This window comes from Bacillota bacterium (assembly GCA_040757085.1).
In the GTDB taxonomy this organism is placed as follows: domain Bacteria; phylum Bacillota; class Sulfobacillia; order JACIYH01; family JACIYH01; genus JACIYH01.
Genome location: JBFLXJ010000001.1, coordinates 21,398 through 33,987, shown reverse-complemented (window position 1 = coordinate 33,987; position 12,590 = coordinate 21,398). Strand labels below are relative to the sequence as shown.

Sequence of the window (12,590 nt, the reverse complement as noted above, 5' to 3'; positions counted from 1 at the left end):
CTCTCCCCTACGCCCGGGCCAGCATCGAAAGGCGTACGGGGACGCCGTGGCGGGCCAGGTACTCCTTGAGATCCGGCACGGTGAGGACCCGGTAGTGAAACAGGGAAGCCGCCAGTGCCGCCGAGGCACCCCCCTCGGTAAGCACGTGCAGGAAGTCCGCGGGACCGCCCGCTCCCCCCGAGGCGATCACAGGCACGGGGACAGCTCCCGCCACCGCCCTGGTGAGTTCCACATCGAACCCCGACCGGGTGCCATCCCGGTCCATGCTGGTCAGGAGGATCTCCCCTGCTCCCAATTCCACCGCCCGTCGCGCCCACTCCACTGCGTCCAGTCCGGTAGGCCGGCGCCCGCCGTGGGTGAATACTTCCCACCTTCCCGGCCCAGTCCGGCGGGCATCGATGGCCAGCACTACACACTGGCTGCCGAGGCGATCAGCCGCCCGGGCCAGCAAACCCGGGTCCCGTACGGCCGCGGTGTTCACCGCCACCCGGTCTGCCCCTCGGCACAGGACGGCCCGCATGTCCTCCAGGGTACGGATGCCGCCGCCGACGGTAAGGGGGATGAAAACCCGGCTGGCGGTCCTTTCCACCACGTCCAGCATTATCTGCCGATCCTCAAAAGAAGCCGAGATGTCCAGGAAGACCAGTTCGTCGGCCTCCTCCTCCGCATAAGTCCGCGCCAGTTCCACCGGGTCCCCGGCATCGCGCAGGTCCCCGAACCTGACACCCTTGACCACCCGCCCCTTATCCACGTCCAGGCAGGGGATTATCCGCCGTGCCAGCATCGTCCCACTCCCCGCACCCCGTCAGTTGTGCCAGCATCATCCCGGTTTCCGGCGCCGTCCGTCCCCTTTCCGGTATCGTTCGCCCCGCTCACCAGGTCCGTCCGCCGGAGGTCGAGAACCCCGGCGTATATAGCCCGCCCCACGATCACGCCTGCCAGCCCGCGCGGCGCAAGCGCCGCCAGGCGTCTCAGATCCTCCTCACCCGCCACTCCTCCCGCCGCCCACAGCCGCCACGGCCCTCCCAGAAAGGGCTCCCACAGGGCGGGGTCGACGCCGGCCAGGGTGCCGTCCCGGTCGGCATCGGTGACGATGAGGTCCCGCAACCCCCGTTCGCCCCAGAAGCGGGCCAGGGCGACGCCATCCATCGCCGCAGTCTTCTGCCAGGCGTCCAGCGCCACCCGACCCCCCCGCAGGTCCAGGCTCACCATGATCCTGTCGGGCCAGCGCTCGAGGCACCTTCCCACCAGGTCGGGGTCCCGCGCGGCAGCGGAGCCCAGGATCGCCCATTGCGCCCCTGCCTCCAGCACCCTGGCCACCTGGGCCTCGGAGCGCAGACCGCCCCCCACCTGAAGGGGTACGTCCACAGCCCGGATCACCCTGGCCACCAGGTCCAGTTGGACGGGGTACCCGCAGGCAGCCCCATCCAGATCCACCAGGTGCAGGCGCCGGGCTCCCGCCTCGACCCAGCGCCGTGCTTCCTCCACCGGGTCAGACGAGTACACGGTGGCCCGGTCCAGGCACCCCCGGTACAGGCGCACCACCTTCCCACCCCGCAGGTCCAAGGCAGGCACGATCAGCATGCACACCGCTCCCCGAAAGCACTCAGCACCCGGAGTCCGGCCGGCCCCGACTTCTCCGGATGAAACTGCACCGCATACAGGGGAGGACTTTCTAGGGCAGCCAGTACGCGTACCCCGTATTCCGTCACCGCCGTGCGCGCCGTTTGACCTCCCACCCGAAGCAGGGATGAGCCATCCACAAAGTAGGCATGAGAAAAGTAGAACCAGGTTCCGGGTTCCAACCCCTGCAAGATATCCAGGGGACCGCTCCAGTAGACCTGGTTCCAGCCCACGTGAGGGACGGGTCGTCCCGAAGGCAGGCGGCACACCCGCGCATCCACCAGTCCCAGACCGGATGACCCGCCCCCCTCCTCTCCCCAGGAGCACATGACCTGCATCCCCAGGCAGATGCCCAGCACCGGTCGACCGCGGGCCAGGAATTCCCGCACCAGGGTGGCACCGCCTCCCGAATCCAGCCTGCGCGCGGCAGCAGCGAATGCCCCCACCCCGGGCACGATGAGACCAGCCACGTGCTCCAGGTCGGCCGGGTTCTGACTCACCCGGACGGAGAACCCCACCGCTTCCACCGCCCGCGCGACGCTGGCCAGGTTACCCAGGCCCATGTCCAGTACGCCGATGGTGCACCCCGGTTGACGGCCCTGAGGTCGGCTCATAACCCCCTGTCCTCCCCGTGACCACCCGCCTGCTGGACGGGGACGGAGTGGCCGTCCTCCGATAGGTTGAAAACCGCACCCGGTGGCACCGATCGGGATGTAGGGACGTCTTTGCAGGCAGGCGCACCTTTGGTCGATGGGACCCCCTGCAGGCGGGGCTCAATCCGCACCGCCTGACGGAGGGCCACGCCGGCTGCCTTCCAGAGTGCCTCCAGGATGTGATGGACGTTTTCCCCCTGCCGCAGGTGAATGTGCATGGTGGTACCCGACTCCCGGACAAAGGCCCGCCAGAACTCGGGGGCCATCTCGGTGTGGAAAGCTCCCAGGGAGCGAGGCACCACGGGTACCCGGTACGCCAGGAACGACCGCCCCCCCGCGTCCACCGCCACCTCCACCAGGGCCTCGTCCATGGGGAGGAGGCACCACCCCCACCGGGATATCCCCTCCCCACCGCCCAGGGCCCGGCGCAGAGCATGCCCCAGACACATCCCCACGTCCTCCACGGTGTGGTGCCCGTCCACCTCCAGATCCCCGCGCGCCGTGAGCCGGAGGTCAAACAGCGCGTGCAGGGCAAACGCCGCCAGGAGGTGGTCGAGGAAGGCCAGACCGGTGTCCACCTGCACCTTCCCGGAACCGTCCAGTTCCAGATCCACGGTCACCCGTGTTTCTCGTGTGTGTCGTTGCACCTGTGCCTGCCGCATTTTACCTCCCCTCCGCCCGGGGTACCCCGTCCCCTCCCCCATGGTCTGCCAGCAATCGGTGCAGACGCTCGACAAACATGGCGTTGTCTCGGGGCAGACCCACGCTCACCCGGAAAAAGTCGCGCAGCCGGGGCTCGTCCGGCCAGTATCGTACGCGCACCCCGCCCTCGGCCAGGTCTGCCACCACATCCGCTGCCGGCCGTCCCGCCTCGGGCAGCACCTCCACCAGCAGGAAATTGGCCCGGCTCGGCCACGGCCGCACCGGGCCGAGGGCCTGAAGGGCTCGCGCGAGACGGTCGCGATGGGCGCAAATGGCCCGCGCCCAGCTCCTGGCCAGGTGGGCGTGCTCGAGGGCCACCAGGGCGGCAGCCAGGGAAAAGGCGTCCACGTTGTAAGGCTGCATCACCGACCGGAGCAGGGCCAGGGTGTCGGGATGAGCGAGGGCGTAGCCCACGCGCAGGCCTGCCAGGGCAAAAGCCTTCGAGAGTGTACGCATAACCACCAATCGGCCATACTGCCCCAGGAGATCCGTTACCGTCTCCCCGCTGAACTCATAGTAAGCCTCGTCCACCACCACCCACGCTCCGGCCTCCAGGGCGGCCAGCACCAGTTCACGTCCGAACAGGTTGCCGGTGGGGTTGTTGGGGCGGCAAAGCACCACCATTGCCTCATTCCCCTGCCCCAACCCCGCCAGCAGGTCATCCAGGGGGAGGGAAAAGTCCCCCTTCAGCTCCACGAAGCCCAGGGGGAGATCGAGCGCTCTCCCCACGTGACGGTAGAACCCGAAGGTGGGCCAGGGAAGCAGGATGCGCCGCACCCGACGGCCCAGCGAGGAAAGCATGGCAATTATCAACTCATCCGACCCGTTGCCCGGCAAAACCCACTCCTCCGGCACCCCGGCGTACGCCCCCAGCGCGCGGCAGAGCTGCCGCCTGTTCCGGGGATAACGGTGCGGGCCCTGGGACCGGAAGGCTGCCCAGGCCTGAGCCAGCAAGTGCTCGGGCCACGTGTAGGGATTCTCGTTGGCATCCAGCCATATGACATCCCCGGCGCTGGGCCATATGGCGTCATCAGGGGGTGCGAACGACATGACGGTCTTCCTTTCCCGGGGGGCAGACGCGGGCCAGCCGGTCACACAGCGCTTGCACGGCCGCTGCCTTCCAGCGAAAACTGACGGTGTTGACCACGAGGCGGGTAGTTATGTGCTCGATCAGGTCGTACTCGGCCAGGCCGTTCTCCCGCAAGGTACGGCCGGTGGCCACCAGGTCGACGATAACGTCCGCCAGCCCCACCTGCGGGGCCAGCTCGACGGCCCCACTGAGCTGGATCACGTGGGGCGAGTATCCCCGGCGCGCAAAGTAATCCCGGGTCGCCCGCGGGTAGCGGGTGGCGACGCGCAGGCCATCCCCCCGGGCCAAGAGGACGTCGGGCCACGCTGAAGCCAGGGAGGATGGCCCCGCCACGCTCAGGCGACAGGCGCCAATGCCCAGATCCAGGATCTCGTACACTCCGCCGCTATCCTCCAGCAGCACGTCCTTACCCACCAGGCCCACGTCGGCAACCCCCTCCCGCACGCAGGTCACCACGTCGTGGGGGCGGACCAGCAGGTACCGCCATCCCCCGTCAGCGGCCCACACCAGACGCCTACTGTCGGACAGCATCCCCACACCGGCCAGCCCCGCTCGCCCCAAAAGGTCGCGGGCCTCGGGGAAAACCCGTCCCTTCAGGACGGCCACGGTCAGGCCGAGTCCCTGGTCGTCCATCGTCCCGGCCGCCCCTCAGTGAATGGCAGCGACCTGCAGGCGGCCGCCCACGGTGACCGCGGGCCACGGGCCCCTCCCCCCGGCCGGCCCGGTGGCGGCTCCAACCGGGGCCACGGCCAGCACCGCCCCCAGGTCGAAAGCGAACCCGGTGGCCGGCTCCGGGCTCAACACTCCGTCGTAGCGACCACCCCCACCTGCCGGCTGGCTCAAGCCGGGCACGCACATTTCGAAAACCATGCCGGTGTAATACGTCCTGTCCCGCACCAGGCCCAGATCCACGAATACGTTGTTCTCCTCACCGCAGGCCTCCAGCAACCCGCGCAGATCCTCCAAAGCCGCTCTTGCCTTGTCCCCCGGAATCCCAAGCGCGGGCAGCACGCCCAAGAGGGCGGCAGCTCTGCCTCTCCAGGTGAGGAATTGCGTCAGCCTGTGCGCTTCCTTCTCGGGGAGCACCGCGGCGATCAAACTGTGCAGCTTCACATAATCCCGAGCTTGCAGCGCCGCCAGGATCTGATCACGTTCCTCCGGACCCAGGCCCGCCTCGCTCAAGATCTCTTTGAGGAGCCCCACGTGTCCAACCGAAAGCTGAAATCGGGTCAGCCCCAGGCTGCGCAGCGCAACCGCAGCCAAAGAAAGGATACCGGCGTCCTCACCCGGCCCCCGGGTACCCACCACCTCGACACCCACCTGCAACAACGCCACCGGTCCGCGCTGCCCCGGCACGCGGCGGTAAACCTCGGCCATGTAGAAAAGCCGTCGCGGGCGGGGCCCGTCCGCATCCCGGCTCCAGAGCAATCGCGCCAGCCCCGGCGTCACGTCCGCGCGCAGCGCCCAAACTCTCCCCTCCTGGTCGAGGAAGCGGTACGCTCCTTCCCCATCTCTCGCCGCCGCCGGCCCTGCCCCACCGGCGAAACCCCCCTGCCCTCCACCCCGGGGCACCAGCCGATCTTCTGCCTCCTCTATCGCGGGCAGGTTAACCTCCCGGTAACCCCGGTCCAGAAACACTTCCCGCAACACACTCTCGGCAGCCCGCACGCACGCCACCCTGTCCAGCCAGGCATCAAGGCCGCCATCCCCAATCACCATCCCCGGCACCCCAGTCGTCCCAGGGAACACCATGACCCCTACCCCGTCCCCTCTCCCACTTTATGTCTTCATCGCTTTAATGTGATATCACATTAAAGGCGACACACGTAGTCTAGCGCGCCTGGCCGCCCCCTGTCAAGGCCCCGAACAGACCCGACAGACCCGAAGAGCGGCAGCCGGCGCGGCAGGGAGACGGGTCAGCCCGGGAGCGTGGCCGGCGGGGCGATACCTTCTTTCTCCAGGCGCGAGAGTATCAGACGGTAGCCGTCCGCACCGTAGCGGAGGAAGCGGTTGATGCGGGCGATGGTGGCAGAACTCATCCCCGTAAGCTTCTCCACCTGGTCATAGGTGGCACCCTTTTGGAGGAGGGCAGCCACCTGGAAACGCTGGGCCATGGCGCGCAGTTCTCCCACGGTACACAGGTCTTCGAAAAACCGGTAGCACTCCTCCACGCTTTGCAGGCGCAAAACGCCCTCGAAGAGAAAGTCCAGGGCCGGGTCCTTAAGGCGGCTCTGGTATTCCACGCGTCCTCCCCCCATGGGACCGTATGCGGGTATTCCACACGTCCTCCCGGCCGTCTCAGGTGACGGCCTGGACGTCTGGCTCAGCCACGGGGGCATCGAGTAACCTGGCGCGGGCGAAGGTACGGAAAGCCTTGGTGATCTCCACCCGGACCCGCTCCCCCACCCGGGAGCCGGCCCCTTCCACATCTATCACATAGCCTTCGATGCGCGCAATGCCGTCCCACGGGTTGGTAACGTGGGGTTCTTCCACCCGCAGTTCCAGGATCTCCCCCTCGCGTACGGGACAGGCTTTGGCCTCCACCTCCTCCCGCGAGCCCACCGCCTTCAGGTTCATCGCCTCCAGGTGTAGTTCGGCTGAACCCCGCACGAACACCGACTTGCCGGTGGCGCGCTCCAGTTCCCGGAGATTGGACCCGCCGGGGCCGATCAGGAGGGATGCCACCCGCGGATTGGCCTCCACCAGGATAGCCTCCGCGTCCGTGGTACGGAGGATGCGCTTGATCTCCCGCCGGATACGGGCAGCCACCGTCTCCTCGCTCAGGACCCGTCCCGTACCCTCGCAGTACGGGCAGGGACGCTGCAGTTGGGCTTCCAGGCCGGGCCGCACCTTCTTGCGGGTCATCTCCACCAGGCCCAACTGGGTAAATCCCAGCACCGTGGTGCGGGTGCGATCCTTGCGCAGGGCCTCTTCCAGCGCGGCCAGTACCTTCTGCCGGTGCGAGGCCCTTTCCATGTCGATGAAGTCGATGACGATGATCCCTCCGATGTCCCGCAACCTGAGTTGCCTGGCAATCTCCACGGCTGCCTCCAGGTTGGTGCGCAGCACCGTATCCTCCAGGCTGGTCTCTCCCACGTACTTCCCCGTGTTCACGTCGATGATGCAGAAAGCTTCCGTCTGATCGATGACCAGGTATCCCCCCGAGCGCAGCCACACTTTGCGCCGCAAGGCCAGTTCGATTTCCCGATCCAGATCGTAGGCCTCGAATGCCGACCCCGCATTGCGCCGGTGGAAGTGGACGCGCGGCTTCAACTCCGGCGAATAAGCGTCCAGGAGGTCGAGGATGCGCTCGTATTGCTCCCGGTCGTCCACGGTGAGCCGATCCACGTCCTCGGTGAACTGATCGCGCACCAGACGGAACACCAGCCCCAGGTCCCGGTGCAGGAGGGCAGGTGGCTCGGAGGTGCGGGCCCGTTCCCGGATGCGCTCCCAGATCCGGACCAGGAAGTCACGGTCCCGGACGAGGTCCGCTTCCTCCTGCCCCTCGGCCACCGTGCGTACGATGATCCCCGCCCCGGGGGGCTTGATGGAGCGGGCGATGCGCCGCAGGCGGTCGCGTTCGGCGGCATCCTCAATGCGGCGGGAAACACCCACGTAGTCCAAGTTGGGCATCAGCACGAGGTACCGTCCGGGAAGGGTGATGTGGGTGGTCACCCGTGCCCCCTTCGTCCCCAGGGGCTCCTTCACCACCTGTACCACGATGGACTGGCCTTCATGCAACAACTCCGTTATGCCGGGGCGGCGCCGGGCACGACGCACCCGGCGTCGCCCGGTCTCCTCCTCGGCGTCGATGACGGCGTCGGCGTCGTCCACGTACAGGAAGGCGTTGCGCTCCAGGCCGATATTTACGAAAGCGGCCTGCATACCGGGCAACACGTTTTCCACCCGTCCCAGGTAAATGTTCCCGGCCGCCCGGTGGACCAGGGGGCGTTCCACGTAAAGTTCCACCACCTTGCCATCCTCCAGGACCGCCGCCCTGGTCTCGTCCGCGTCAGAAGACACCACTATTTCTTTGGACAAGCAAATCACTCCTCAAAATTGAGCTTGCGGTTGCGGTGGAAGTTCCGCCAGGCTTCTTCTCCCAAACGAGCCGGGTCAACCAGGGTACCGTCCCTCCGCGCGTAGACCTGCAGGAGGTGCACCCGCAGGCGGCGCAATTCCCAGCCCCCCCCTTCGGCCAGCAAACGGGCGAACTCGGCCGCCCGCAAGGACGGGTTCCCTGCTGCCAGCACCGCTTCCACCCTTACCTCCTGCCCGCTGCCGCCTCGCACCCGGGCCGACAGAATGAGGGGACGGGCATCCAGGGTGCGGATCTTGCCTTCCTTTTCCCGCACCAGGGGCAAGTGGGGCTGTTCCAGGATGCGCGAGAGCGCCTCCTCCACCCCCTGCGGTTCCGGGGGCAGGGCCGGCGGCTGGGGAGCGAGCTCCAGGTCAAGCAGCCACCTGGCGGCCCCCACCTGGGACTGCAAAGGCGGCGTGCCCACGGGGATCTCCTGGACCTGCCTGACCCTGATGCCGGAAGGCAGGACCCGGTTCAGTTGCCGCGCTGCCTCCATGGCGTCCACGGTGCGGTCGAGTTCCACGTCAGCGTATTCCGCCTCGCTGGACGCCCCCAGGGGCAGGGCCAGTGCAAGAGAAAACCGTGGGTGGGGGTGAAAACCCTGGGTCAGGGATACCGGAATCCCGGCCCGCACGAAAGCATGGGCCAGGGTACGCACGAAGTCGAGGTGGGATATAAAGCGGGCATCCCCGGACTTTTCCAGCCGCAGGCGGAGTACCTGCCTGGTCACGCCCGTGCCTCCCCCTGCAAGGCAATCCCTACGCCCAGTTCTGGGCAGACCCCACAACCGGGACAGGCATCCCACCGGCAGTCAGGAGTAGTTTCCCCCCGGTAGGCCTTCTCCCTCTCTTCCCACAGGAATTCCCTATCCACGCCCGCATCCAGGTGATCCCACGGGAACACCTCGTCACAATCCCGCTCCCGGTGCGCGTAAAACCCCGGATCCAGCCCTTCAGACCGAAAGGCCTCCTCCCAGCGCACAAAGTCCCAGAACTCCGTCCACGAATCGAACCGGCAGCCGGCCCGCCACGCCCGTTCCAGTACCCGGCCCAGGCGCCTGTCCCCCCGGGAGAAGACGGCTTCCACGAGACTCATGCGGGGATCGTGCCAGGAGAGGTTGACTCCGGGGATGCGCAGGCGCCGGCGCAGGATGCGGAACTTTTCTTCCAACACCTGTATGCTGTTCTGGGGCTCCCACTGGAAAGGAGTATGCGCCTTGGGCACAAAAGGTGACACGCTCACGCTCAACCGCAAGCGCCGTCCCCCCTGCCCTCCGCGGCGGGAAACGGAATCCACAAGGTGTGCTATTCCTTCCAAATCCCCCTCGCTCTCCGTGGGTAATCCTACCATAAAGTAAAGCTTCAGGCTATCCCACCCCGCCGACACGGCCGCGTCCACGGCCCCCAGTATTTCCTCATCGGTCAGGTTCTTGTTGATCACGTTGCGCAGCCGCTGCGTCCCCGCCTCGGGCGCGAAGGTCAGCCCGGCCCGGCGCACCTGCGCGGCCTCCCGGGCCAGTTCCACGGAAAAGGAGTCCATGCGCAGGGAGGGCAGGGACACCCCGATTCCGCAGGGGCCGAAGCGTTCGTTCAAATCCCGCACCACCCGGGTGACGGCGGAGTAGTCGGCAGATGCCAGCGAGGCCAGGGAAATCTGGTCGTACCCGGTCGCCCGCACCAGTTGTTCCGCCAGGCTCACCACCGCCTGGGAAGACCTCTCCCGCACGGGGCGGTAGACCATACCGGCGTGGCAGAAGCGGCAGCCCCGGCTGCATCCCCGGAACACCTCCACCATGATGCGATCGTGGATGACGTCCAGGTAGGGAACCGGCGGGCGCACGGGATAGCTAACCGCATCCAGCGACGGTAGCACCCGCTTCTTCACCCGGGGAGGGGCTCCGGCCAGCGGCGTAATCGACCGCACCCTGCCGTCCGGGAAGTAACCCACATCGTAGAAGCAGGGCACATACACCCCGGGGATACCGGCTACCCGGTGCAGGAACTCCTGCCTGCCCCCTGGCCTCCCGGCCCGCTTCCACTCCCGGTAGAGGTCCAGGATGTCGTCCAGGACCTCCTCGGCCTCCCCCAGGACCATGAAATCGAAGAATTCCGCCAGCGCTTCGGCGTTGAAAGCGCACGGACCGCCCGCGATCACCAGGGGATCGCCACCACCACGCTCGGCCGACCGCAGCGGGATGCCGGCCAGGTCGAGCATGTTCAGGATGTTGGTGTAGTTGAGTTCGTACTGCAGGGAAAACCCCACGAAGTCGAATTCCCGTACGGGACGCCAGCTTTCCAGGGCAAACAGTGGGATGCCCTTCTCTCGCAACCGGGACTCCATGTCCACCCAGGGGGCGTAGACCCGCTCCCCCGCCGTGTCATCCCGCCGGTTGAGCAGGTGATACAGGATCTTGGAACCCAGGTGGGACATCCCCACCTCGTAAGCATCGGGAAAAGCCAGCGCGAAAAGGATTTCGACCTTTTCATGATCCTTGTGGACGGCGTTCCACTCCGTGCCCAGGTAACGGGCAGGCTTCTCCACGGTCTCCAGCAGCCACTCCCTAACGCGAGCCTTCTCTCCGGGCTCAATCATGGGTCGCGACTCTCACCCCGCTTCCTGCGTTCCGCGCAACATTATACCCAAGGCCCGGTGCTGACGCATCGTCAGGGACGCCTGGAAAATGGGGCTAACGGCAACCCACCCTCTGCGGTGAGGGTTTTGTGCCTCAAGACTGCCGTTTGAGGATGTCTGCCAGGGTGGCGGAAGGGGAGGCCCTGAGGCCCTCCCAGACCTGCTCTTCGGTGAGCAAGCCCAGGGGCTCTCCCCGGTCGACCACCAGCACCACATGGTAGCGGTGGGGCAAAAACTGGCGTACCGTTTCCAGCAGCCTGGTCTGGGGGGTGGCCACAAGACCCGCGGAGGGCATGAACCCCCGCCAGCGCAGCCGGCGGTGCTTTTCCTCCACGTGCCGCAGGAAACGATACATGCCCCACTCCTCCTCCTGCCCCGCCGCCAGTAACAGCACCCAGGCCAGTACCAGCAGGGGGACCAGCATCCGCCCCTGCAGGAGGGCGACGACCGCCACTGCGGTGAGCACCCCGCTCCCCCACCTGCCCAGGCGGATCAGTCGCCAGGTAGCACGCCGCCACCCCAGGGAGAGGGCCCAGCGGGCGCGTAACATGCGTCCCCCGTCCAGGGGCAGCAGAGGTAAGAGGTTGAATACGCCGAGAGTGGCATTGAGTTCCAGGAACCAGGAGGCCAGGTCAGGGTTGGGCACGCGGGGAGCAGCCAGCCAGCCCGTAGCCACCAGCACCAGGCTGTGCAGGGGTCCGGCCGCCGCCACCATGAATTCCTCCCCCGGTTCGAGGGTGGGTGCCAGGGGAGTAATCACGCTCCCGAACGGCAAGAGTTCCACACGGGCGACTCCCAGGCCCTGACCGGTGAGTACGGCCAGGTGCCCCAACTCATGGATCGCCAGGCTGAAGAGGAAAATCCCCACCTCCACCCCGCCCCGGCCTGTCCAGAACAATATGAGGGTGATGAGAAAGAGGGGGTGTACTTCCACCACCACCCCCCGCAGCTGAAAACGCAAGGAAACGGCCCCCTAGGGCGAGGTGCCGGGCAGATAGGTGAGGGGATCCACCGGTTTTCCGTCCAGACGAACCTCAAAGTGGAGGTGGGGAGCACGAGCATTTCCCGTCTGACCCACGCTGGCCACCTGTTCACCCGCGGTCACCTTCTGTTTTTCCTTCACCACCACCTCGGCCAGGTGGGCGTATACGGTGGTCATGCCGCCTCCGTGCTCGATTTCCACCACCTTCCCGTAAGCGGGGCTGGAACGCACCGCCTTCACCGTACCGGCCCCGGCTGCCAGCACCGGCGTACCGGCAGGGGCCGCGATATCCAGGCCTTCGTGGAACTCCTCTTTTCCTGTGGCGGGGTCCTTCCGCCACCCGAAGCCGGAAGTGACCTGGCCCCGCGTGGGCCACAGGAGTGGAAGTTCCTCTGCGGGCTGCGTTTTCTTGCCACCAAGGATGTTTCTCCACGCTTCCAGGCTGAAGTAGCGGGCCATTACCTCACGCGCTTGCCCCGATTGGTACCAGGCCACGGGGTCGTAGTCGGCTTCTGCCACGTAGGATATGGCCCGCCGCAGGTGGTGAGAATTGTCCGCGGGCAACTGGTACAGAGCTATCAGCAGGGAGAACAGGGCCAGGGATATGGCCGCCTGCCTCACCCATCCGGCCAGGGGAGCCCGCTGCACCTCGCGGGGAGAAAACCATTCCTGGGGTGGATTCCATCTCTGCCGCAATCTCCTCCACCGCCGCCGCCAGGCCCGCAACATGAGGGGCACCTCCCTCCCTGTCCCATGTATATTGGCAGCCTGCTGGTACTATGTACCTGGGATGCCGGCCGCCTAATCTGGTCCTGGCGAGGGAAAATA

13 protein-coding genes are annotated in these 12,590 nt (G+C 66.8%); all 13 read right to left on the bottom strand.

Going from position 1 to position 12,590, the window contains the following annotated elements:
• Positions 1-7 precede the first annotated feature (7 nt).
• The 13 genes from hisF to AB1446_00105 all read right to left on the bottom strand — a co-directional run bounded on the left by hisF (position 8) and on the right by AB1446_00105 (position 12,491).
• Complete coding sequence (gene hisF / locus AB1446_00165) at positions 8-784, bottom strand: imidazole glycerol phosphate synthase subunit HisF (protein MEW6545318.1); 777 nt, start codon at positions 782-784, stop codon at positions 8-10.
• Positions 766-1,584, bottom strand: coding sequence for a HisA/HisF-related TIM barrel protein (locus AB1446_00160; GenBank protein MEW6545317.1), 819 nt, complete (start codon positions 1,582-1,584; stop codon positions 766-768). The genes hisF and AB1446_00160 overlap by 19 nt, the downstream gene beginning before the upstream one ends.
• Positions 1,578-2,237, bottom strand: a complete 660-nt coding sequence (gene hisH, locus AB1446_00155) for an imidazole glycerol phosphate synthase subunit HisH (protein MEW6545316.1) — start codon at positions 2,235-2,237, stop codon at positions 1,578-1,580. Before hisH ends, AB1446_00160 begins: the two co-directional genes overlap by 7 nt.
• Positions 2,234-2,938 (bottom strand): imidazoleglycerol-phosphate dehydratase HisB, encoded by a 705-nt coding sequence (gene hisB / locus AB1446_00150; protein ID MEW6545315.1) that lies wholly within the window; start codon positions 2,936-2,938, stop codon positions 2,234-2,236. The genes hisH and hisB overlap by 4 nt, the downstream gene beginning before the upstream one ends.
• Position 2,939: 1 nt before the next feature.
• The gene (locus AB1446_00145) at positions 2,940-4,028 is read right to left on the bottom strand and encodes a histidinol-phosphate transaminase (protein MEW6545314.1); all 1,089 of its coding nucleotides are present in this window, start codon (positions 4,026-4,028) and stop codon (positions 2,940-2,942) included.
• Positions 4,009-4,701, bottom strand: a complete 693-nt coding sequence (hisG, locus tag AB1446_00140; protein ID MEW6545313.1) for an ATP phosphoribosyltransferase — start codon at positions 4,699-4,701, stop codon at positions 4,009-4,011. The genes AB1446_00145 and hisG overlap by 20 nt, the downstream gene beginning before the upstream one ends.
• A 15-nt stretch (positions 4,702-4,716) precedes the next feature.
• Positions 4,717-5,787 carry an ATP phosphoribosyltransferase regulatory subunit gene (locus AB1446_00135; GenBank protein ID MEW6545312.1) on the bottom strand — a complete coding sequence of 357 codons (1,071 nt, stop codon included), beginning with the start codon at positions 5,785-5,787 and terminating at the stop codon, positions 4,717-4,719.
• A 197-nt stretch (positions 5,788-5,984) separates the two neighbouring features.
• Entirely contained in the window at positions 5,985-6,311 is a 327-nt protein-coding gene (locus AB1446_00130; GenBank protein MEW6545311.1) for a YerC/YecD family TrpR-related protein, read from the bottom strand.
• A 55-nt stretch (positions 6,312-6,366) separates the two neighbouring features.
• A complete protein-coding gene (locus AB1446_00125) occupies positions 6,367-8,109 on the bottom strand; it encodes an Rne/Rng family ribonuclease (GenBank protein ID MEW6545310.1) in 1,743 nt (580 codons plus the stop codon).
• A gap of 5 nt (positions 8,110-8,114) precedes the next feature.
• Positions 8,115-8,879, bottom strand: a complete 765-nt coding sequence (locus tag AB1446_00120) for a TIGR03936 family radical SAM-associated protein (protein ID MEW6545309.1) — start codon at positions 8,877-8,879, stop codon at positions 8,115-8,117.
• A complete protein-coding gene (locus AB1446_00115; GenBank protein MEW6545308.1) occupies positions 8,876-10,741 on the bottom strand; it encodes a TIGR03960 family B12-binding radical SAM protein in 1,866 nt (621 codons plus the stop codon). Before AB1446_00115 ends, AB1446_00120 begins: the two co-directional genes overlap by 4 nt.
• 133 nt (positions 10,742-10,874) lie before the next feature.
• Entirely contained in the window at positions 10,875-11,741 is an 867-nt protein-coding gene (locus AB1446_00110) for a site-2 protease family protein (protein MEW6545307.1), read from the bottom strand.
• A 12-nt stretch (positions 11,742-11,753) separates the two neighbouring features.
• Positions 11,754-12,491 carry a M23 family metallopeptidase gene (locus tag AB1446_00105; GenBank protein MEW6545306.1) on the bottom strand — a complete coding sequence of 246 codons (738 nt, stop codon included), beginning with the start codon at positions 12,489-12,491 and terminating at the stop codon, positions 11,754-11,756.
• Positions 12,492-12,590 lie beyond the last annotated feature (99 nt).